This window comes from Parviterribacter multiflagellatus, assembly GCF_056863265.1.
The window spans coordinates 278,068-300,242 of sequence record NZ_JBXPIZ010000002.1 but is presented as its reverse complement, the minus strand read 5'-3'; the positions used below and the strand labels follow the sequence as shown (position 1 = coordinate 300,242).

17 protein-coding genes and 1 pseudogene are annotated in these 22,175 nt (G+C 74.8%); 13 read left to right on the top strand and 5 right to left on the bottom strand.

Translation table 11 applies throughout. From position 1 onward, the window contains the following. Window positions 1-14: 14 nt before the first annotated feature. Window positions 15-923, bottom strand: a pseudogene (locus tag AC1UE5_RS04950) (O-antigen ligase family protein); the annotation flags it as partial. A 385-nt stretch (window positions 924-1,308) separates the two neighbouring features. On the opposite strand from AC1UE5_RS04950, the gene AC1UE5_RS04945 reads away from it, so the two are divergent. After that, window positions 1,309-5,556 carry an alpha-(1->3)-arabinofuranosyltransferase domain-containing protein gene (locus AC1UE5_RS04945; RefSeq protein WP_482920966.1) on the top strand — a complete coding sequence of 1,416 codons (4,248 nt, stop codon included), beginning with the start codon at window positions 1,309-1,311 and terminating at the stop codon, window positions 5,554-5,556. A 245-nt stretch (window positions 5,557-5,801) separates the two neighbouring features. Here the strand turns inward: AC1UE5_RS04945 and AC1UE5_RS04940 are convergent, their stop codons facing one another. The 4 genes from AC1UE5_RS04940 to AC1UE5_RS04925 are packed head-to-tail and all read right to left on the bottom strand — an operon-like array spanning window position 5,802 to window position 10,935. Beyond that, window positions 5,802-7,070, bottom strand: a complete 1,269-nt coding sequence (locus AC1UE5_RS04940; protein WP_482920965.1) for an acyltransferase family protein — start codon at window positions 7,068-7,070, stop codon at window positions 5,802-5,804. 6 nt (window positions 7,071-7,076) lie between these two features. Continuing rightward, entirely contained in the window at window positions 7,077-7,832 is a 756-nt protein-coding gene (locus AC1UE5_RS04935) for a class I SAM-dependent methyltransferase (protein WP_482920964.1), read from the bottom strand. After that, on the bottom strand, window positions 7,832-8,560 hold the full coding sequence (locus AC1UE5_RS04930; protein ID WP_482920963.1) for a class I SAM-dependent methyltransferase: 729 nt from the start codon (window positions 8,558-8,560) through the stop codon (window positions 7,832-7,834). The genes AC1UE5_RS04935 and AC1UE5_RS04930 overlap by 1 nt, the downstream gene beginning before the upstream one ends. Next, window positions 8,557-10,935, bottom strand: coding sequence for a glycosyltransferase (locus tag AC1UE5_RS04925; protein WP_482920962.1), 2,379 nt, complete (start codon window positions 10,933-10,935; stop codon window positions 8,557-8,559). Before AC1UE5_RS04925 ends, AC1UE5_RS04930 begins: the two co-directional genes overlap by 4 nt. Window positions 10,936-10,990: 55 nt before the next feature. Between AC1UE5_RS04925 and AC1UE5_RS04920 the strand changes: the two genes are divergently transcribed. The 12 genes from AC1UE5_RS04920 (at window position 10,991) to AC1UE5_RS04865 (ending at window position 22,129) form a co-directional block, all read left to right on the top strand. Further along, window positions 10,991-11,422 (top strand): LPXTG cell wall anchor domain-containing protein, encoded by a 432-nt coding sequence (locus AC1UE5_RS04920; RefSeq protein ID WP_482920961.1) that lies wholly within the window; start codon window positions 10,991-10,993, stop codon window positions 11,420-11,422. Between the two features lie 15 nt (window positions 11,423-11,437). Further along, window positions 11,438-11,869: a tRNA (adenosine(37)-N6)-threonylcarbamoyltransferase complex ATPase subunit type 1 TsaE gene (gene tsaE, locus AC1UE5_RS04915; protein ID WP_482920960.1), complete on the top strand. Its 432-nt coding sequence runs from the start codon at window positions 11,438-11,440 to the stop codon at window positions 11,867-11,869. Further along, window positions 11,866-12,555 (top strand): tRNA (adenosine(37)-N6)-threonylcarbamoyltransferase complex dimerization subunit type 1 TsaB, encoded by a 690-nt coding sequence (gene tsaB, locus AC1UE5_RS04910; RefSeq protein ID WP_482920959.1) that lies wholly within the window; start codon window positions 11,866-11,868, stop codon window positions 12,553-12,555. Before tsaE ends, tsaB begins: the two co-directional genes overlap by 4 nt. Then, window positions 12,552-13,070, top strand: coding sequence for a ribosomal protein S18-alanine N-acetyltransferase (gene rimI / locus AC1UE5_RS04905; protein ID WP_482920958.1), 519 nt, complete (start codon window positions 12,552-12,554; stop codon window positions 13,068-13,070). Before tsaB ends, rimI begins: the two co-directional genes overlap by 4 nt. Beyond that, entirely contained in the window at window positions 13,067-14,092 is a 1,026-nt protein-coding gene (tsaD, locus tag AC1UE5_RS04900) for a tRNA (adenosine(37)-N6)-threonylcarbamoyltransferase complex transferase subunit TsaD (protein WP_482920957.1), read from the top strand. The genes rimI and tsaD overlap by 4 nt, the downstream gene beginning before the upstream one ends. Further along, entirely contained in the window at window positions 14,089-14,310 is a 222-nt protein-coding gene (locus AC1UE5_RS04895) for a glutaredoxin family protein (RefSeq protein ID WP_482920956.1), read from the top strand. The genes tsaD and AC1UE5_RS04895 overlap by 4 nt, the downstream gene beginning before the upstream one ends. 6 nt (window positions 14,311-14,316) lie before the next feature. Further along, window positions 14,317-14,982, top strand: coding sequence for a redox-sensing transcriptional repressor Rex (locus AC1UE5_RS04890; protein WP_482920955.1), 666 nt, complete (start codon window positions 14,317-14,319; stop codon window positions 14,980-14,982). Further along, on the top strand, window positions 14,979-16,121 hold the full coding sequence (locus AC1UE5_RS04885) for a carboxylate-amine ligase (protein WP_482920954.1): 1,143 nt from the start codon (window positions 14,979-14,981) through the stop codon (window positions 16,119-16,121). Before AC1UE5_RS04890 ends, AC1UE5_RS04885 begins: the two co-directional genes overlap by 4 nt. Further along, window positions 16,118-16,561, top strand: a complete 444-nt coding sequence (locus tag AC1UE5_RS04880; RefSeq protein ID WP_482920953.1) for a hypothetical protein — start codon at window positions 16,118-16,120, stop codon at window positions 16,559-16,561. Before AC1UE5_RS04885 ends, AC1UE5_RS04880 begins: the two co-directional genes overlap by 4 nt. Window positions 16,562-16,588: 27 nt before the next feature. Beyond that, complete coding sequence (locus AC1UE5_RS04875; protein WP_482920952.1) at window positions 16,589-17,716, top strand: DNA glycosylase AlkZ-like family protein; 1,128 nt, start codon at window positions 16,589-16,591, stop codon at window positions 17,714-17,716. A gap of 365 nt (window positions 17,717-18,081) precedes the next feature. Beyond that, window positions 18,082-19,896: a Calx-beta domain-containing protein gene (locus tag AC1UE5_RS04870; RefSeq protein ID WP_482920951.1), complete on the top strand. Its 1,815-nt coding sequence runs from the start codon at window positions 18,082-18,084 to the stop codon at window positions 19,894-19,896. Between the two features lie 181 nt (window positions 19,897-20,077). Then, a complete protein-coding gene (locus AC1UE5_RS04865; protein WP_482920950.1) occupies window positions 20,078-22,129 on the top strand; it encodes a sodium-translocating pyrophosphatase in 2,052 nt (683 codons plus the stop codon). The last annotated feature ends 46 nt before the right edge of the window (window positions 22,130-22,175 follow it).

Here is a 22,175-nt window from a genome sequence, read left to right as displayed (position 1 = left end):
CCGAGGAGCGCGAGCCCGACCAGGCCGAGCTCGGTGAGCGTCTGCAGCGGGAGCGAGTGGGCGTTGCGGACGCGCTCGTCGAGCTCGCGCCGCTCCCGCCAGGCGACCTCGAACGACCCGGCGCCGTTGCCGTGCAGCGGCGCGTCGGCCCACGACGCGATCGCGACGTCCCAGTACGCGTAGCGGTGGCTGTCGCCGGAGCCCAGGCGCTGGGCGGTCGCGCCGAACGCCGGGTTGGTCTTGCCGCCCTCGTCGCGGTCGATGACGGCGAGCGCGAACGGGGTGAGCGCGAGCACCCCGGCGGCCAGCCACGCGAGCGGGCGGAGCCGGTCGGAGCGCGGGAGCGGGCCGAGCGGCGCCGTGCCGTCGACCTCCACGCGCGCGCTCCACGCCTGCATCGCCGCCGCGCCGGCCGCGACCGCCAGCAGGGCGGGGACGAGCACGACGCCGTCGAGCGCCTCGGACGCGACGACCGCGACCGCCGTCGCCTCGACCGCGATCGCCCCCGCCCGCAGCTGGGGCCAGCGCGGCGCGAGCGCGAGGAGGACGGCGAGCCCGACCGCGGCGGCGGCCAGCGCCCCGCGCGAGAACGTCAGGTAGACGCCGAGGCCGAGCAGCGGCGCGGCGGCCGCGGCGGCGAGGCGCAGCCACTCGGGCCGCTCGCGCGCGCCGGCCAGGCGGGCGCAGAGGATCAACGCGAGCGCGGCCAGCGCGCCCTCGGCGTTCCAGTACGTCAGCGGCTGCTCGAGCCGGCCGCCCGCGGACACCGTCTCGTGCAGGTCGAGCACCTCGGCGTGGCCGAGCAGCCCGTAGCCGATCACCACGAACGTGCCGGCCGCCAGCGCGGGCTCGGCCCACCAGGCGGCGGCGCGCACGCGGAACGCGAGCGCGGCGGCCCACAGCGCGGCGAGGTAGAGCAGCATCCGCTCGCGCGCGTCGACCGCGGGCCCGCCGAGCGGCGACCACGCGGCGGACAGCGCGCTCCACCCCGCCAGCAGCGCGAGGCCGCCGACCGCGAGGAGCGCGGCGCGCGAGTCGAGGCCGCCGCGCGGGGCGGGGACGAGCGCGAGCGCGGCGGCGAGCGTCAGCCACGCGACGACGCACGCCACGAGCCGGCCGCCCGTGAAGTAGCCGCCGCTGGCGAAGGCCAGCGCGGTGGGGCCGGCGAGCAGGAGGGCCTGGACGGCGAGGAGGGCGGAGCGGCGCACGCGGCGGGGGAGCCTAGTGGGCACGGGCTGGCGGGCGCGTGCGCGGGGGGGACGTGCGGGTGGCGGTGGCGCCGGGGCGCGTCGTACGCTCCTGCGCGGCTTGTCCCGCCCCCGCCCTCGCCTGATCCCGCTGGCCCTCGCGGCTGCCTGCTACCTGCTCGCGCTCGTCCAGCGGCCCGGCGACGTCGTGGCTGACACGAAGCTCGACCTGTACGTGGATCCGCAGGGGTTCCTGTCGGAGGTCGCGAGCGCGTGGACCGAGCAGGTGCAGCTCGGGCACGTCTTCGGCGGCCAGTACGGCGGCTACCTGTTCCCGATGGCGCCGTGGTTCGCGGTCGGCGACCTGCTCGGCATGCCGACGTGGCTCGTCCACCGGCTGTGGCTCGGGACGCTGCTGGCGCTGGCGGCGTGGGGCGCCGTCCGGCTGATGGACGCGCTGCTCGACCGGCCGCGCGGCGTCCCGCACGTCGCCGCCGCGCTGATCTTCGTGCTCAACCCGTACGTGACGGTCTACGCGAACCGCACGTCGATCTCGCTGCTCGCGTACGCGGCGCTGCCGTGGCTGCTCCTCGCGGTGCACCGGGGCCTCAGGGAGCCCGGCGGCTGGCGCTGGCCCGCGCTGTTCGCGCTCGTCCTGACGTGCACCGGCGGCGGGGTGAACCTCGCGGTGACCGGCTGGGTGCTCGTCGGGCCGCTGCTCTTCGTCCTCTACGAACGCGTCTACGGCGGCGTCGACACGCGCGCGATCTGGCGGTTCGCCGTCCGCCTGGTGCCGGTGACGCTGCTGGCGAACGTGTGGTGGCTGGCGCCCGCGCTGGTGCACCTGCAGTACGGCCTGGACTTCCTGCCGTTCACCGAGCAGCCGGGGACGATCTGGCAGACGTCGAGCGTCACCGAGTCGCTGCGCCTCATGGGCTTCTGGACGAGCTACATCGGCGGCGGCTTCGGGGGCGAGCTGCGGCCGTTCGCGTCGCATGCGCCGGCGCTGCTCTTCCATCCGCTGGTGCTCGTCGCGTCGCTGCTCATCCCGGCCTTGACGCTCGGCGGCTTCGCGTGGACGCGGCGGTGGCGCTACGGCCCGTGGTTCCTGATCCTCGGCCTCACCGGCCTGGCGATCATGGTCACCGGCTTCCCGGAGGGGACGCCGCTGCGCAAGGCGTTCACGTTCACCTACAACCAGGCCGAGCCGCTGCGCTTCCTGCGCACGACCTACAAGGCGGGGCCGCTGCTGGCGCTCGCGCTGGCGGGCCTCGGCGGCGCGCTGGCCGGGGTCGCGTGGGACCGCGCGGCGCGGCTGCAGGAGAACGCCGGGCTCGCCCGCGGGCTGCTCGCGGTCGGGACGTTCGCGATCTGCGCCGTCGCCGCGTGGCCGCTGACGTCGGGCCGCGCGCCGGAGCGCCAGCTCGTGTTCGACGTCCCGCAGTACTGGCACGAGACGGCGGCCGAGGTGGAGGCCATGCCGCCGGGCCGGCGGGCGATGGTGCTGCCGGGCCGGCTGTTCGCGTACTACGACTGGGGCGGGACGATCGACCCCATCCTGCCCGCGCTCAGCGAGCGGCCGGTGGCGGAGCGGATGATCGTGCCGTTCGCGGACCTGCGCTCGGTCGACCTGCAGTTCACGGCCGACGCGCTCGTCAACCAGGAGCGCGCGCTGCCCGGTCAGCTCGCGCCGCTGCTGCGGACGATGGGCGTCGGGAGCGTCGTGTCGACCGCCGACGACGACCGCGCGCGCAGCGGGGCGATCGGGCCGGTCGAGGCCGAGGACGTCCTCGCGCGGCAGGAGGGGCTGGGAGCGCCGCGCCCGCTGGGGCCGGTGGAGCGCGAGCACGCGGCCGCGGGGCGTGTCGCGGCCGACCGCGAGCTGCCGCGCGTGCAGGTGCGCGACGTGGCGCAGCCCGGGGCGATGGTGTCGGTGCTCCCGCGCGGGCCCCAGACGGTGCTCGACGGCAGCGCCGACGGGATCGCATCGCTGGCCGCGTTCGGCGGGTTGGACCCGGGGAAGCCGCTCGCGTACGCGGCCGACCTCGACGCGGAGCGCATCCGCGCCGCGGCGGCGGACGGCGGCGAGGTCGTCATCACCGACTCGAACCGCCGGCAGGCGTTCGTCGGGTCCCGCATGCGGGCCAACCGCGGCCCGGTGCTGCTGCCGAGCCAGACGCTGTCGGAGGACGGCGCGATGCTGGACCCGTTCGACCTCGGCCCCGACGCGCAGACCGTGTCGCAGCTCGATTCGGCCGGGCCGCCCGAGGTGTCCGAGCTGTTCGCCCCGTCGTCGCCGCAGACCGCCCAGTTCCCCGAGCACCGCCCGTACGCGGCGATGGACGGCGACGAGTCGACGATGTGGCTCGCCGACCGCGCGCTGAGCGAGGACCGCCACTGGCTCGAGATCCGCTTCACGGCGCCGCGCGACGTCGGGACGATCGAGGTCCTGCCCTACGGCGACGAGCGCGGGCGCCCGCGCGTGCTCGACGTCGCGGGCAAGCGCGTGGAGGTCGGCCGCGGGCCGGTGAAGGTCGCGGTCAACCGCAAGGGCCTGCGCGCGCTGCGCATCACGATCGTCGACGCGACCGAGCCGTTCGGCGGCACCGGCGGCGCGGGCGGCATCGCGGAGGTGCGCATCCCCGGCGTCGTGCCGTACGAGCGGCTGCGGCCCCCGGTGCTCGCCGAGAAGGCGCTCGCCGGGCAGCCCGCGAACGGCCCGCTCAGCTACCTCTTCTCGCGCGTGACGACCGACGCGCCCGGCCGCACCTCGGGCGCCGTCGGGCTCCCGCAGACGCACCTGCTGCGCGACCGCACCGACCCCGAGTGGCAGATCCTCCGCACGATCGCGCCGCCCGCCGCACGCACGTGGACGGCCGACGCGTGGACACGCCCGCTCGACGCTTCCGGTCCCGAGCTGGACCACCTCGCCGGCACCACCGGCACCGTCGCGGCGGACGGCCCACGCGAGGCCGGGCTCGCCCGCCACCGTCCGTCGCGCGCGTTCGACGGCGATCCCGGAACGGCGTGGATCGCCCCGTGGGTCGACCCTGACGGCGGCGAGCGTGGGGAGCCCGGCGCGACGATGGCGTTGGAGCTGCGGCGGGAGACCACGGTCGAGCGGCTGCGGCTCGTCCCGGCCGCGGTCGCGGTGCGGCGGCCGACGCGCGTGCTCGTGAGCGTCCGCGGCGGCGCACGGCCGGGCGACGTGGAGGCCGACGTCGCGGCCGACGGGACGCTCGTGCTCGGGCGCGCGCTGCGCGGGCGGCAGGTCGACCTCCGGGTCGTCGACGCGCGCTTCCCCGCGGGCACGACCGCGCGCGAGCGGCAGCGGCGCGCGGTCGGCATCGCGGAGGTCGTGGGCCTGGCCGGCGCGCGCGTGCGCGACGCGGCCCCGGCGACCGACCTGCGCGGGCGCTGTGGCGACGCGCGCATCCAGACCCCCGGCGGCGTGATCGAGATGCGCGCGGTCGGGACGGTCGAGGCGCTCGAGGCCGGCGACGCGATCCGCGCGGTGGCGTGCGGCACGGTCGACCTGGCCGCGGGCCGGCAGGACGTGGACGGCCTCGATTCGCGGCTGCGGATCGACCACCTCCGCCTCCGCTCGGCGCCCACCGATCCGCCCGCCTCCACCGGCACCCCCGCCGCGGCCGCTGCTGGCGAGGTGCTGGACACCGGCAGCGAGGGCGACGGCGAGCGCACCGGCGTGAAGCTCCGCATCGACGCGCCGGGGTGGCTCGTCCTGGGCGACTCGATCAGCGCCGGATGGAAGGCGACCTGCGACGGCGAGGATCTCGGCGAGCCGGTCCCGATGCAGGGCTTCGCGAACGCGTGGAAGGTGGAGCCGGGCTGCACCGACGTCGACTTCACGTGGGCGCCGAACAAGGCGCTCGGCCCGGCCTACCTGGTCTCGCTCGTCAGCTCGCTCGCCCTGCTGCTCCTGCTGGCGCTGACCGCCCGCCGCCCGGTGCCCGCCGCGGTGCGCACGCCGTTCCCCGCCCACGACCCGCCGGCGCGCTGGCCGTGGGGCCGCGCGGTCGCCGCGGGCGTGGCGGCGGCGCTCGTCATCGGGTTCGTGTTCGCGATCCGTGCGGGTGTGATCGCGTTGCCCGTCGTCGTGCTCGTCCTGCGCTACGCGGTCCCGGCCCGGACGCTCGCGCTGGCCGGCGGCGCGCTGCTCGCGATCGTCGTCCCGGTGCTCTACGTCGTCCATCCCGGCCCCGACCCGGGCGGCTACAACTCGAACCTCGCGGTCGACCGCATCGCGGCCCACTGGGTCGGCGTCGCGGCCGTCCTGCTCATCGCCGCGGCGCTCGCCCGCACCCTCGCGGCGGCCCACCGCGACCGCCGCGCCGGGCTGCCAGACTGACGCGCCGTGCCGCTGCGCCTCGCCCTCGCCGCCTGCGCCGTCGTCGTCGCCGTCGTCTTCGCCGCCACCGCGCGCGACCACCGCACGTGCGAAGACGCGCGCCGGGCGATCCTCGACGCGGCCGTCGCCAAGCACCAGGTCGACCTCGCCGACGTCGACCTCGTGCGCGAGACGTGCCGGGGCACCGACGGGCTCGCCGGGGCGGCGCTCGCGCTCAGCCGCAGCGAGAGTCCTGCGCGCCGCGCTCAGGCGTTGGAGCTGGCCCGCGAGGCGGCGGAAGACGAGCCGGACAACTCGGTCGCCTGGCGCGCCGTCGCTGCCGCGGCGTCGGGCTCCGAGGCGCGCGCCGCCCAGCGCCGCGTCGAGGCGCTCGACCCCTTGCCCTTCAGGCGCAGCAGCGGTCGCTCGACGCCGTAGTAGCTCGCCGCCGCGACCGCGACGCTCACCGCGACGGTCGGGATCAGCAGCGACACGAAGCCCGAGCCCGGCAGCCACTCGTCGGCGCCCTGCTCCTGCAGCCACTTCATGAGCGGCAGGTGCCAGAGGAACACGCCGTAGGAGATGAGCCCGAGCCACGCGACGACGCGGTGACCGAGGAACCGGCGCGGCGCCCCGCCCGCCGCGGCGCCGAAGATCGCAGGCGCCAGCACGAACGCCGCGAAGACCGCGTAGAGCACGTGCTGGGTGAGGAAGTCGAGGCGCGTGTCCGGCAGCGCGAACGCGCGCGGCAGCCCGAGCCCGTACGCGAGGAGCGCCAGCACCGCCGCCGCCGCGATCCACGGCAGCCACGGCCGAGCGCGCACGGTCCGCAGCACGCCGAAGCGCTCCTCGCCGCCCCACGTCGCGACGCTGACCGTCGCCAGCGCCATCCCGAGCGCGAACCAGTCCAGGTGCGTGAGGATCGAGTTCTGCAGCACGTGGTCCATCGGCAGCAGCGCGCGCGTCAGGAGGCTCGCCAGCGCCAGCGCCCCGAGCAGCGCCAGCTCGATCCCGACCGACCGCCGCGCGATCCGCCCGACGACGAGCGCGAGCACCGGCAGCGCGAGGTAGAACGTGACCTCGACGGCGAGCGACCACGCCGGGTCGATCCCCATCAGGAACGTGTAGTGGTCGTAGATGTTGACGAACAGGTAGCACTGCCACCACGGCCCGTCCCAGAAGCCCGGCAGCCCCGGCCAGATCGCGAGGACCGTCAGCGCCAGCCAGTACGCGGGGATGATCCGCAGCGCCCGCCGCCACAGGTACGGCAGCACCCGGATCGGCGGGCGGTCCTGCAGCCGCGACGCGACGAACGGCCGGTAGAGCAGGAAGCCGGACAGCAGGAAGAAGAGCGTGACGCCGACGTTGAGCCGCGCGGTGACGCCGCCGAGCGCGTTCGTCTCGCTGAACGTCGTGAGCGTCCCCGCGTGGGTGAGCACGACCATGAGCGCCGCGACCGCACGGGTGCCGTCGAGCAGCGGGAACCGGGGGTTGCCCGGGGGCGGCGCGACGGCGTCCGGCGTGGTCGCGGCCATCGGCCGCTATCGCTTCCGGACGCGGATGACGCAGTTCCAGGCCGCGACCTCGCGCAGCCCGGGGACCTTCATGATGACCCGCAGCTTGGGCCAGTAGCGCGGCTCGACGCGCTCGATCACCAGGTCGGCGTGCGAGCGCACCTCGCGCAGCGTCGTCCCGACGTGCACGGCCCACAGCCCTTCCCCGTAGCGGTTCTTGCGCGGCGGCCCGTGGCGCTTCTCGTACAGCCGCGGCCCGCGCTCGGGACCGAGGAAGTGGTAGGGAGACATGTCGTGCCCGCCCCACGGGGAGTACCAGTTCGTCCACGAGATGTAGCCCCAGCCGCCGGGCTTGAGGATGCGCGCGATCTCGCTGATGACCGCCGGCGTGTTCGGGGTGTGCTCGAGCAGGTTCGAGCAGAACGCGCCGTCGTACGACGCGTTCTCGAAGGGCAGGTCGCCGGCGTCGCCGAGCATCCAGCCCTCGGGCGGGCCGCCGGGGAGGAAGATCTCCTCCTCGGAGTTGTCGAGCGGCGTGACGTCCGCGCCGCGCGCCCGCAGCGCGCGCGTGTAGTAGCCCGGGCCGCAGCCGAGGTCGACGACCTTCTGGCCCTGCAGCGGCCCGTATCGCGCGTCGAGGTCGGCGGCCGCGTCGCGCGCGACGAGCGTGTAGAACGGCCACGGGTCCTCGACCTCGTTGCGGAAGAGCTCCCACAGCTGGCGCTTCTTGGCCAGGCCGGTGAGGTGCGGCGGCTCCGCGCGCTGCTGCTCGGTCGCGCCCATCAGTACGGCCAGGGCCCCGACGTGTGACCGAGCAGGCGCGCGACCGGCCGCAGCCGGGCGACGATCAGCGCCTTGACGACGACGTTGCGCAGGAACCACGGCAGCTGCAGGAGCTGGCGCCCGACGTTCCGCAGCCACGCCGCGCCCGACAGGTCCTCGCGCGTGAACTGCGCCATCGAGGTCGAGCGGCCGACGTAGCGCCACTTGCGCCCCGCGATCGTCACCTTCGCCAGCGCGAGCGTGACGCCGATGGAGGAGAACGAGTCGTGCACGAGCATCGTCCCGCCGCGCTCGACGCGATCGCCCCACGCGGTGAGGTCGAAGTGGGCGAACCGGTAGCTGTGCGCGCCGTCGACGTAGAGCACCGAGAGCTCCCCCTCGACGTCGCCCAGCGCGTCCTCGGCCTTGCGGCGCAGGTGCGTCACGCGGTCCGACACGCCGTGGCCGACGAGGTTGGCGGTGAACTGCGCGAAGTCCGACTCGCCCGCGTCGGCGTCCTCGGACGTCTCCTGCGGGGCGCGGTCGACGCCCAGGTGGGGGTCGATCGCGATCACCGCGACGTCGTCGGGCGCCGCCTGCGCGAGCACGATCGTCGACTTGCCGCGGAACGAGCCGATCTCGACGATCTTGCCGCCGGGCCGGGTCGCGCGGGCCGCCGTGGCCAGCCGCTGCGCCTGGGCGTCGGTCAGCCACCCCTCGACCTGCGGGGGCGTGATGGTCGCCGTCATGACGCGGCCGCCTGCGTGCTCATGCGACCGGACCGTAGCGCCAGCCCCATCGCGCCCAGCGCCGCGATCGCCTGCAGCCCGAGGACGACGGCCGCGAACGCGACGAGGTCGAAGTCGCCGAGCGTGAGCAGGAACGGCTCGGCGACCGCGACGACGCCGAGGATCCACAGGAAGCTCGTCATCCGCAGCGCGAGCATGTACTGCACCGCCAGGTACGCCGCCGCGAGCAGCGCCATCGCCGCGCCGAGCACGACGAGCGCGTCGGCGGCCGTCGTGTACTCCGCGCCGAACGCGACGCGCAGCAGCAGCGACGGGACGGCGAGGAAGACGAGCAGCGCGGGGACGGTGACGAGGCCGAGGATGCCCAGCGTCCGCAGGAACACGGGCCGCGGGTCGAGTCCGGCGGCGGCGCGGCGGGTCGCCTCGGGGAGGAGGTAGAGGCCGACGCCGATCGCCACCCACACGACGAGCTTGGCCGCGACGACCGCCGCCGCGTAGGCGCCGGCGGCGTCCTCGCTCATCTGGTGCTTGGCCACGATCACGTCGACGTTCTGCAACGCGGCGAGGAAGACCAGGCCGACGATCGGCGCCCAGCCGCCGGAGACGAGGCTCGCGAGCGTGCGCGGCTCGGGCGCGCGGCCCATGCCGCCGGCGCTCGACGTCTGCCGGGCGATGACGCCGGTGAGGATCACGGCGGCGACCAGCATCGACAGCGGCGTGCCGAGGTACGCGCCGGTCATCCCCGCGCCCGCGGCGACGAGGACGAGGCCGAGCATCAGGCGCCCGAAGGCCTCCAGCACGATCGACTGGCCGACCGCCGCGTACCGGTGCAGGCCCTGGAGCGCGCCGCGCAGGACGCCGAGGACCATCCACAGCATGCCGGTCGGGACGATCGCCGCGGCCGCCCAGGGATGCTCGGGCACGGCGATCAGCTCGGCGATCTCGTTGCGGAAGATCACCGAGACCGCGGTGAGCGCGACCCCCACGACCGCGAGCTGCGTGAGCCACCGGCGCGCGGTGGTGGCGACCGAGACCGGGTCGCCGAGGTGGCCGAGGGCCGTCTCGCGGGCGACCGCGACCTGCAGCGCGCTGCCGGCGACGGCGAGGATGGTGAACGTGGAGAGCAGCGCGCCGAGCGCGCCGTAGTCGCCGACGCCGAGCAGGCGGGCGAACACGACGGTGAAGACGATCGCGATCGCGTTGGCGCTGAGCGTCGCGAACGCCATGCCCGCGGCCTTGGCGGTCTCCGAGCGGCCGAGGGCGGCGCGCAGCGACGGGCGCTCGCTCTCGGCCGAGCGCCGGAGCACCGCGAGGTTCTGCTCGGCCGTGCTCTCCCACGTGAAGCCGGCGGCGCGGGCGCGGGCCTGCTCGCCCAGCTCCTCCCGGCGCTCGGGGTCGTGGACGAGCCTGCGGACGCGCTCACCCAGCTCCTCCGGCGTGTGCGCGAGCAGGCCGGTCTGCTCGTCGACGATCGACTCCTTCAGGCCGCCGACGCGCAGGGCCGCGCTCGGGGTGCCGACGGTCGCGGCCTCCATCACGGTCAGGCACCAGCCCTCGGCCGACGAGGCGGTGAGGTTGACCCACGCGCGCCCGTAGAGGTCGTACTTCTCGGCCTCGCTGACGTGGCCGTGGAGCGTCACGCGGTCGTGCAGCCCGCGGGCGTCGATCTCGGCCTCCAGCGCGGGGCGGTGGTCGCCCTCGCCGGCGATGTCGAGGTGCGCGTTGGGGATCGACTCGAGCACGTCGAGCACGACCTCGATGCGCTTGTACTGCTTGAGCCGGCCGAGGTAGAGCAGGCGCGGCGTCATCGACTTCGCGCCCGCGGGATGCGCGGGCTGGTCGATCCCGCAGTAGACGACGTGGAGGTTGTCGCGCGGGATGCCGAGGTCGATCAGGTCCTCGCGCGCGGCCTCGGAGATCGTGAGGACCGGGATGTGGCGGTAGAGGGTGGTGAGCGGCGCCTTCTCCGCGACGAACGCGGCGACGCGGCCCTTCCAGCCCATCTCGGCGACGTAGTGGTCCTGGTGGACGTGGTGGATCAGCGCGACGGTCGGCTTGCGCAGCCACCACCAGGCGGGGGAGCCGAACGCGATGCCGTTGACGACCTCCAGCACGACGTCGGCGTCCTTGCCGATGCCCTTGGTCAGGGTCGCGAGCGCGGCGCGCGGGAAGACGGTGACGCGCGACCCCATCCGGTGGATCGTCAGGCCGGGGGCGAGCTCCTCGGTGGGCTTGGCGCCCGGGTAGTCGCCGGCGATGACGGTGACGCGGTGGCCCCACGCCAGCCAACGGGCGACCTGGCCGTACAGGTTCGTCCCCGTCCCACCTCCCTGGGGGTGGGTCCAGTCGCGGTCGGTGAGCAGCAGGATGTGCACGAGCGGCGCGAGGCTACACACCCTCCCGCCGGGAGTCGATCTACAGTTCCCTGCCGTGCCGCGACTCGCTGCCCTGATCTCGATCTTCGTCCTCGCCCTGACGGGCACCGCCTTCGCCCAGGGCGCGGGCGACGACCAGTACCAGGACCCCTTCGGCGACGAGCCGTCCCAGAACGACTCCGGGTCGGGCTCCGGCGGTGGCGGCGGCGGTGGCGGCGAGAGCGGGCTGAGCGACACGCCGCAGGTCCAGGACGACGACACCGGTTCGGCCGGCGCGGGCTCCGCCGGCGCGTCGGGCTCGGGCTCGTCCGGCAGCGGCACGCCGGGCACGACCGGCTCCACCCCCGCGGGCACCGCGACGACCCCGGCCGGCGAGGCGCTCCCGAACACCGGCTCGGACCCCCGCATCCTCGTCCTGCTCGGCGCGGCCTTCCTCCTCATGGGAGCAGGCCTGCGGCTTCGCACCATCGACCCCGACGCGTTCTAGCCTGGAGGGCGGACCATGCCGCCCACGGTCGTCGACAGCGCCTCGGCCGAGCAGACCGCCGCGCTCGGCGCGGAGGTCGCGGCGCGGCTCGCGCCCGGCGACGTCGTGCTGCTGCGCGGCGAGATGGGGGCGGGGAAGACGACGTTCGTGCGGGGTGCCGCGCGGGCGCTCGGGTACGACGGGGCCGTGACGAGCCCCACGTTCACCATCGGGCGGCGGTACGAGACGGGCCGGGTGCCGATCGCCCACGTCGACCTGCACCGCCTGGCGAGCCTCGACGACGAGGAGCCCGACCTGCTCGCCGACTACGTCAACGACGACCACGTCGCGTTCGTCGAGTGGCCCGAGATCGCTGGAGACACGATCGTCTCTCGCGCGCGAGTGACTTTGGAGCACGCCGGCGGCGACGCGCGGCGGGTGACCGTGGAGTGGAACGAGCCCGCATGAACCTCCTCGCGTTCGACACCGCCACGCCGGCCACGGTCGTCGCGCTCATCACCGGTGACGGACCCGGGGCGGAGCTGCGCCACGACCCCGCGCCAGGCGAGCGGCCGGGCCACGCGCGGGAGCTGCTCCCGCTCGCGACGCGCCTGCTGGAGGACGCGGGCCTGCGCTTCGCCGACCTCGACCGCATCGCCGTCGGCGTCGGGCCCGGGACGTTCACCGGCCTGCGCATCGGCGTCGCGACGGCCCGGGCGCTCGCGCAGGGCGCGCAGGCCGAGCTCGTCGGCGTCGGCACGCTCCACGCGCTCGCGGAGGCCGCCAGCGCCGAGGCGCCCGGCGGCAGGGTGCTGAGCGTCCTCGACGCCCGCCGCGGCGAGGCGTTCGTGGCCGCGTACGAGGACGGCCTCCAGGCGCTCGCGCCGCAGGCCGTCAAGCCCGAGGAGCTGCCCGATCTCGCCCGCGGAGCTGCGCTGGCGGTGGGGGACGGAGCGGTACGCTTCCGGGACGTGCTCGCACCGTCAGGGATCGGCGTGCCGGCGGACGGCTCCCCGCTCCACCGCGTGAGCGCCCTGGCCCTCGCGCGCCTCGGCGCGCAGGCGGCGCCCGGCGATCCGGCCGCCGTCACCCCCGACTACGTGCGCATCCCCGACGCGGAGCTGACGCGGCGCAAGCGGGAGGCCGCGGCGTGAGCGCGCTGGAGATCCGGCGGCTCACCTACGCCGACCTGCCGCAGGTCATCGCGATCGAGCGCCGCGCGTTCCCCGCGCCGTGGTCGCTGGCGATGTTCGTCCTCGAGCTGTCCAAGCCGTCCGGCGTGTGCCTGTGCGCGATCGACGGCAAGCGGGTCGTCGGCTACCTCATCTGCAGCCGCTACGACATCGTCTGGCACATCATGAACGTGGCGGTCGACCCGGCGCTGCAGGGCAGCGGCATCGGCACCGCGATGCTCACGCACCTCATCGCGGAGATCGACGGCGACCAGGCGGGCAACGGCACGTCGTCGCGGTACACGCTCGAGGTGCGCCGCTCCAACACGCCCGCGATCCGCCTCTACGAGCGGTTCGGGTTCCTCGCCGCCGGCCTGCGCCGCCGCTACTACCAGGACAACGGCGAGGACGCCGTGATCATGTGGCGCACGCCGGCCACGCTGGAGGGGCGCCTCGACGACATCCCGGCCGCCGGCCCCGTCCCGCTGTCGCAGTGAGCGCCGCGGCCACGATCCTCGCCATCGAGACGAGCTGCGACGACACGTGCGCGGCGGTCGTCACGGGCGACGAGATCCGCTCGAACGTCATCTCCTCGCAGGGCATCCACGACCGCTACGGCGGCGTCGTCCCGGAGGTCGCGAGCCGCCATCACCTGGAGCTGGCGAACGTCGTGGTCGACGACGCGCTGCAGCGGGCCGGCGCGACGCTCGACGACGTCGACCTCGTGGCGGTCACGCAGGGCCCGGGACTCGTCGGCGCGCTGCTCGTCGGCGTCGCGACCGCGAAGGGGATCGCGGCGACGCGCGGGCTCCCGCTCGCCGCCGTCGACCACCTCCAGGGCCACGTGGCGGCGAACTTCCTGCGCACCGGCGACGAGCCGGGCGACGCGCCGCTGGAGCCGCCGTTCCTGTGCCTGATCGCCTCCGGCGGCCACACGTTCCTCGCGCGCGTCACCGAGCACGACCGGTTCGAGGTTCTCGGGCAGACGCTCGACGACGCGGCGGGGGAGGCGTTCGACAAGGGCGCGCGGCTGCTGGGCCTCCCGTTCCCCGGCGGCCCGCACCTGGAGAAGCTCGCGCGCGACGGGGACGTCGAGGCATACGACTTCCCGACCGGCCGCGGCGTCCAGAACCTCGACTTCTCCTTCGCCGGCCTGAAGACGGCGCTGCTCTACAAGGTGCGCGACCTCGGCGGCGACGGCGCCGCGTTGGAAGACCACGTCCGCGCCAACCTGGCGGCCTCCTACCAGCACGCGATCGTCGAGTCGCTCGCGCGGCGGTGCGAGCAGGCGCTGGAGAAGACCGGCATGGACCGTCTCGCGGTGGGCGGCGGCGTGGCCGCGAACGGCCCGCTGCGCGAGCGTCTCGCGCGGCTCGGGGTGACGCTGAAGGTGCCCCCGCGCGCGCTGTGCACGGACAACGCGGCGATGATCGCGAGCGCGGCCCGGTACGTGGCTCCGCGCCCGTTCCCCGACTACCTGTCCATCGACGCCTACGCCACCGGCGAACGCGGTCTGTGAGACGCCTCACGCTGTACGGGCGGCCGGGGTGCCACCTGTGCGACGACGCACGAGCGGCACTGGAACGCGTCGGTGCCGATTTCGTCGAGGTGGACATCGAGCAGGACGACGATCTGCTCAAGAAGTACCTGGAAAGGATCCCCGTCGTGGTGCTCGACGGGGAGGAGCTGTTCGAGCACTTCGTGGACGAGGAGTCGTTGCGGGCGCAGCTACAGTGACCAGGCGTGACCTCCCTGGGCTCTCCCATCGACCACTCCAACGGCACGGTCGCCGTCGAGCGTCTTTCGCTCGGGGTCGCCGCGCGTCTCTCCCGCTATCTGCAGGTCCTCACGCAGGCCAAGAAGATGGGCAAGGAGACGATCTCCTCGCAGGAGCTCTCCGACTACACGCACGTCAACTCCACGCAGATCCGCCGCGACCTCTCCGGCTTCGGCAAGTTCGGCAAGCGCGGCGTCGGCTACAACGTCGACTCCCTCGTCTCGCAGATCCGCAAGATCCTGCGCACGGCCGGCCAGCACAACATCGCCCTCGTCGGCGCCGGCAACCTCGGCCGCGCGATCGCGTCGAGCGACATCTTCGCCGACCACGGCTTCCAGGTCGTCGCCATCTTCGACGGCGCGCCGGAGAAGGTCGGCACGCAGGTCGGCGCGCAGACCGTCCGCGCGATCGACGACCTCGAGCGGGTCGTCAAGGAGGAGGAGGTCGTGGTCGGCGTCATCGCCGTCCCCGGCAGCGCCGCCCAGGGCATCGCCGACGAGCTCGTCGCGGCGGGCGTCAAGATCATCTTCAACTACTCCGAGGCCCTGCTCCAGGTGCCGCCGGAGGTCACGGTCCACACCAGCAGCCCGGCCGTCGACCTCCTGTATGCGCTGTACTTCTACCTGACGTGATCGACCTCGCCGCCGCGCACGAGGCGTTCGGGGCCTCGGTGGACGGCACCGTCGGCCTGGAAGAGGAGTTCGCCGTCTGCGATCCGCAGACGCACGAGCTCGTGCCCAGGTTCGAGGCGCTGCGCGACGCGGCGGAAGGTCCGTTGGCGGAATCGATCTCCGGCGAGCTGATCCGCTCGGAGATCGAGATCCGCTCGGGGCGGGGGGAAGACCTGCACGACGCGCTGGCCAAGCAGCGGGAGCATCGCCGCGCGCTGTTCGCCCTCGCGGCGCGCTCCGGCGTCGCGCTGGGCGCCACCGGGACGCACGCGTTCTCGGACTACCGCGACCAGCAGTTCATCGACACCGAGCACTACCGGCGTGTCGCCGACGGGCTCCAGTGGGTCGCCAAGCGCAACAACACGTTCTCGCTCCACGTCCACGTCGGCGTGCAGGGCGCGGACCGCGCGATCTCCGTCTGCGACCGGCTGCGCGGCGTGCTGCCGACGCTGCTCGCCCTGAGCGCGTCGTCGCCGTTCTACGACGGCATGGACAGCGGCCTGCATTCGGCACGGACGCAGATGTTCACCAAGACGTTCCCGCGCTGCGGCGTCCCGGACCACTACGGGGACTGGAAGACGTACGCGCAGTACATCGACCTGCTGCTGCGCACGCAGTCGATCGTCGAGTACACGCAGGTCTGGTGGTCGGTGCGGCCGCACTTCGGGTTCGGCACCGTCGAGGTGCGGATCTGCGACGCGCAGCCGACGGCGGGGGAGAGCGACGCGCTCGCCGCGCTCATCACCGCGTGCGTGCTGCAGGCGGCGGCGGACTTCGACCCGGGCGTCGAGGCCGCGGCGCTGCCCGGCCGGCTGGTCGAGGAGAACATGTGGCGCGCCATCCGCAACGGGATGGACGGGCGCCTGATCGACTTCGCGTCGCTGCAGGAGGTGGAGGCGCGCGCGGCGGTCGAGCGGCTGCTCGCGTGGACCGCGCCGGCGCGCGAGGCGCACGGCCTCGGCGAGCCCGCGTTCCCCGCCGAGACGTCGACCCAACGCCAGCGCGCGCTCCTCGCCGAGGGGCTGACGCCGCGCGACGTCTACGCTCACACCGTCAGGGAGACCCGAGCGACCTACGCACAGGAGGTCCGCGCAGCATGAGCACGCCGCCCCGCCAGCCCACCGAAGAGGAGCTTCGCGCCGCCTACGAGGCGGAGATCAAGAAGCTGCGCGTCGAGGACGTCCTGCTTCAGACGGTGGTCTCGCTCATCAACCTCGGCGGCCGCAAGGCCGGCCTGGCCGAGGGCTCCGAGGACGAGCGCGATCCGGTCCAGCTCCAGAAGGCGATCGACGGCGCGATGGCGCTGCTCCCGCTCGTCGAGGACCAGCTCCAGCTCCAGGAGGCCTCGCAGATCCGCCAGGCGCTGTCGCAGCTGCAGATGGTCTTCACGCAGCTCGCCGGCCAGCCGGCGGCGGAGGGCGCCGCAGGCGCCGCGGGCGGCCCCGAGCGCACCGGCACCCCCGAGCCCGGCCAGCCGTCCGGGCAGGAGGGCCCCGGGCCGGCGCAGTCGTCCGGGCGCCTCTGGATCCCCGGCCAGTAGCCGCCGGCGGCGCGTAGGATCTCCCGCGTGGTCGTCACGCGGGAGCAGGTGCTGGCGTTCCGGGTCGCGCGGCAGGGTCTGGCGGCGCGCGAGGCCGGCTCGCTCGCGCAGGCCGCGGTCGTGCCCGTGTCGGACTTCTCGCGCGGCAGCGCGGCGGTGGCGCTGGCCGCGCGGGCTCGCGCGGTGACGCCGGAGGCGTACACCCGCGCCGTCGACGCGGGCGACGTCGTCGTCGCGTACTCGATGCGGGGTGCGCTGCACGCGCTCGCGCCGGGCGACGTCGCGCTGTTCGGACGGGCGCTGCTCGCGCGCGACGACGACGCGGAGCTGGCCGAGCAGCTCGGCCAGCAGCTGCGGCGGCTGCTCGCTGAGCACGGCCTGTCGGCGCGGGCCGCGCTGGAGGAGGTCGCCGACGCGACACGGGCCGCCCTCGCCGGCGACGCCGCCCTGACGAAGGACGAGCTGCACGCGGCGCTCCGCTCGCGCGTGCGCGCGGAGCTGATGCCATGGTGCGCGGGCTGCGGCTCGCACCACGTCGCGCCGATGCTCTGGCGCTACGCGGGCGTCGCGGCCGGCATGCGGTGCGACAGCCAGCGGCGGTTCCTCCTCGACGAGGCGGCCGCCGCCGCCGGCACGCCCGAGCCCGACCCGCTCGACGCCGCCCGCCGCTTCCTGGGCGTGAGCGCCCCGGCGACCGTCCGGGACCTCGCCGCGTGGGCCGGTCTCGCGCGGGCGCAGGCGCGACGGATGTGGGCGGCGGTGGAGGAGGAGCTGGTGCGGGTGGAGGTCGAAGGGCGCGACGGCCCGCCGCTGTTCGCGCTCCTCGCCGACGTGGAGGCGTTGGCCGATCCGCCCGAGGCGCACGGGCTGCGCCTCCTGCCCGACCGCGACCCGCTCCTCCAGCACCCCGACCGCAGCTGGCTCACACCCGACCCGGCGCTGCGCAAGCGCCTCCACCGTCCGACCGCTGGGCCCGGCGCGATCCTCCAGGACGGCGAGCTCGCCGGACTGTGGCGCGCGCGGGCGAAGGGCAAGCGGCTGGAGGTCAGCGTGGAGCTCCTCGCGGCCGTCGACGACGAAGCGCTCAAGGTCGAGGCGGCGGCCCTCGCGGCCCTTCGCGGCGCGTCCGAGGCCGTCGTGACGGCCGCCGCGTGACGGTTCGCGCCGCGTCGGCGTGGACGCATGGCGTATTGGGTCGAAGGGGTGCGGCGCGCTAGAAACCGGAGCGCGCGGTACGCATGCCGTGCAGGCGAGGCCTCGATCCGTGATGAGAGGCGACCAGAGGACACTGGCCGGACGGGCCGAGGCCTCGCCTCCACGGCGACGGGAACTTCCCGCGTCCGCGACCGTTTCGCATCAGAACTGGACGAATGCACGAGTCCTGGCGCCGCAACGGGCCACGGTTCGGCCGAACGCGGCGGGAACGCGCAGATGCGCCAGCGCCGTCGCGATCCCTGGCGTTTCCCCTGGACCCGTACGAGGACCGTCGAGCGGCCGGTGCCGGCGCCTAGGTTGTCGGCGTGTCCCGGAGCCTTGTCGCCCGCGCCGTGCTCGGCGCGCTCGTCGTCCTGTGCCTGATCCCGGCGGTCGCGGCCGCCGCCGTCGCGCGTCCTGACCTCACCGTCGCGCAGCTGCGCGGCGCGCCCGCGTCGGTCGCGAGCGGCGGGACGTTCGCGGTCGCCGTGACCGTCCGGAACGCGGGAGCGCGGCGCGCGGGCGCGACGCGGCTGGCGGTGTACCTGTCGCGCGACCGGCGGCGCGGGGGCGACGCGCGGCTGGGCGCGGCGCCCGTCACGGCGCTGGGGGTGCGGCGGACGCGGGTCGTGCGGCTCGCGCTGACCGTGCCCGCGCTCGCGCCCGCGGGGCGGTACGTCGTGCTCGCGTGCGCGGACGACGCGCGGCAGGTGGCCGAGCGGCGCGAGGGCGACAACTGCCGCGCCGCCGCGACGCTCCTGGTCACCGGCGCGGCCGGCCGGCCGCTGACGCCGCGCGTCCCCGCGCCGGCGCCGGCCCCGGTCGCACCGGCGCCCGCTCCCACCACCACCGCGCCCGCCCCTCCCGCCCCAACCTCGCCGGCGCCCGACCCGCCCAACATCACCCTCACCGGCGCCACCGCGGCCGAGGGCGACGGCCAGGCGCAGGTGCGCGTCGAGGCCGACGCCCCCGCACCCACGCCGACCACGCTCACGTTCGCGACCGCCGACGGCACCGCAACCGCCCCCGCCGACTACACGGCCGCGACGGGCACGGTCACGATCCCCACAGGCGCCACGAACGCGACGATCACGCTCCCGCTCGCCGACGACACGACCCACGAGGGCACCGAGACGCTGCAGGTCGCCGTCGGGGAGCTGGCCGCGACGGTCACCGTCACCGACGACGACCCCGCGCCGCTCGTGTCGGTCGCCGACGTCACCGCCGCCGAGGCCGACGGCCACGCCGAGCTCACCGTCACGCTCGATGCGCCCAGCGCGCTCCCCGCCGCCGTCACCGTCACGCCCACCGCCGGCACCGCGACGGCGCCCGCCGACTTCGACGCGAGCCCGATCCGCGTCGACCTCGCGGCGGGGGAGACGGCGAAGGCCGCCCGCGTGCCGCTCGTCGCCGACGGCGTCGCCGAGCCGCCGGAGCAGTTCACCGTCGCGCTGAGCGACGCGACGGGCGCGCGCCTGGGCACGGCGACCGCGACCGTGACGCTGCCGAACGAGATCCCCGCCCGGCTCCAGCTCACCGAGGTCCAGCCCGCCGCGACGTCGGGCCGGCTCGTCGAGCTGCGCGTGCTCAGCGCCGGCGTCACCGCGGGCGCCGAGGTCCGCATGGGCGCGCTCACGGCGACGCTCCCGGCGCTGCCCGTGCAGGCCGGCGACCTCATCGTCCTCCACTACGGCCCGACCACCACCGCCACGACCGAGACGACCACGAAGGGCGCGTGCGCGGACGCCCGCTGCCACGCCGGCGCCTGGGACGTCCGCGGCCCCGCCACGAACTTCGCGTTCGACGACCTCGTCGCGCGCGTCGTCGGCAGCGACGGCACGACGCAGGACGCGGTGCCCTTCCAGCGCGTGGGCGGGGCCAGCCCCGCCGCCTTCATCGCCGCGCTCCGGCAGATCCAGGCCGAGGGCCTGTGGCTCCCCGCCGACTGCGGCGGGGCCCTGTGCTCGGACGCCACGTACCCGAGCGCGGCACAGGTCGCCGCCGACTGGAGCGGCGTGAGCGGCCTCGACACGAGCACGAGCGTCTACCGGGTGGGCGGCGCGGACACGAGGACCAACGCGGACTGGGTCGCCACCTCCTCCACCGCGACCACCTCCACCTTCGGGTTCCCCAACCCCTGAGGACCCCGCAAACCGATTAGTGCAACTACGTCACAAGTCGCACAGACGTACGAGTTCGTGATGATTCGCACTTCCATCCGGGTTTTCGCTTAGAGTCCGCGGCGCTCGTGGGGAGGTGGCCTCCGAAACGAGGGGGCTGGGAGATCCCTGCGCGCCGTTTCCGGACTGCGGAGGGGTTGAGGTGGAGGACTTCCTGAGAGAGCACGGCGTCGTGGTGGCGCTCGTGTGCGCGGCACTGGCGGTCGTCTATGGCGCGGTGACGTCGCGCCGCCTGCTGGCGATGTCGCCGGGGAACGAGCGGATGCGCGAGATCTCCGGGGCCGTCCAGGAGGGGGCGCGTGCCTACCTGAGCCGCCAGTACACGGTGATCGCGGGGATCGCCGGCGTCCTGTTCGTCGTCCTGCTGCTGATCCAGGACGTGTCGGTCGCGATCGGCTTCCTGATCGGCGGCGTCCTGTCCGGCGCGGCCGGCTTCATCGGGATGAACGTCTCCGTCCGCGCCAACGCGCGCGTCGCCGAGGCCGCCCGCGGCGGCGTCCCGCCCGCGCTCAGCGCGGCGTTCCAGGGCGGCGCGGTCACCGGCATGCTCGTCGTCGGCCTGGCGCTCCTGGGCGTCGCCGCCTACTACGGCATCCTCACCTCCATCGCCGACGACACGCCGCGCGAGGCGGTCGACGCGCTCATCGGCCTCGGCTTCGGCGGCTCGCTCATCTCCGTCTTCGCGCGTCTGGGCGGCGGCATCTTCACGAAGGCCGCCGACGTCGGCGCGGACCTCGTCGGCAAGGTCGAGGCCGGCATCCCCGAGGACGACCCGCGCAACCCGGCCGTCATCGCCGACAACGTGGGCGACAACGTCGGCGACTGCGCCGGCATGGCCGCCGACCTCTTCGAGACCTACGCCGTCACCGCCGTCGCCGTCATGCTGCTCGGCGTCCTCAGCGTCGACGGGGAGGAGCTGCAGACGACCGTCGCGCTCTACCCGCTCGTCCTCGGCGGCGTCTCGATCGTCGCGTCGATCATCGGCACGTTCGCCGTCCGCGGCCAGAACGTCGAGCGCGCGCTGTACCAGGGCCTCGCGGTCTCGGCCGTCATCGCGGCCGCCGCCTTCTACCCGATCACCGCGTGGATGATGGACGGCGCGCTGCCCGAGGCGAGCGTCGGCGACCTGTACCTGTGCAGCCTCATCGGCCTCGGCGTCACCGGCTTCCTGTTCTTCATCACCGACTTCTACACGTCGACCCGCTTCAGCCCGGTCCGCAAGACCGCCGCGGCGTCCCAGACCGGCCACGCGACGAACATCATCTCCGGCCTCGCCCAGGGCATGCAGGCGACGGCCGCGCCCGCGTTCGTCATCGTCCTCGGCATCCTGGCCGCCGACGGCCTGGCCGGCATCTACGGCGTCGGCGTCGCCGTCATGGCGCAGCTCAGCCTCACCGGGCTGATCGTCGCGCTCGACGCGTTCGGCCCGATCACCGACAACGCCGGCGGCATCGCCGAGATGGCCGAGCTGCCCGAGGACGTCCGCAACGTCACCGACCCGCTGGACGCGGTCGGCAACACGACCAAGGCGGTCACGAAGGGCTACGCGATCGGCAGCGCCGTGCTCGCCGCGCTCGTGCTCTTCGCGGCCTTCCGGATCGACCTCAACGAGGAGCTCGTCGAGAACGGCGGCACGCCCATCGACTTCATCCTCAACGACCCGGCGGTGCTGATCGGCCTCCTGCTCGGCGGCATGATGGTCTACCTCTTCGCCGCGCTCTCGATGGAGGCGGTCGGCCGCGCGGGCGGCGCCGTGGTCGAGGAGGTGCGTCGCCAGTTCCGCGAGGACCCGGGGATCATGGAGGGCACGTCGCGGCCCGACTACGCACGCAGCGTCGCGCTCGTCACCGCCGCCGCGCAGAAGGAGATGATCGTCCCGTCGCTCATCCCGATCGTCGTCACGCTGATCGTCGGCCTGCTCAGCGCGGAGGCCCTCGGCGGGCTGCTGATCGGGGTGATCATCGTCGGCTTCTTCCAGGCCGTCGCGATGACCGCCGGCGGCGGCGCGTGGGACAACGCGAAGAAGCTGATCGAGGACGGCGCGTACGGCGGCAAGGGCTCTGAGGCGCACGCCGCGTCGGTCACCGGCGACACCGTCGGCGACCCGTACAAGGACACCGCCGGACCCGCGATCAACCCGATGATCAAGGTCTCGCAGATCGTCGCGATCCTGATCATCCCGATCATCGCGTAGCGGCACAGCACCATCCCGCCGCGGTAGGGCCTAGCCTCCAGGGGCG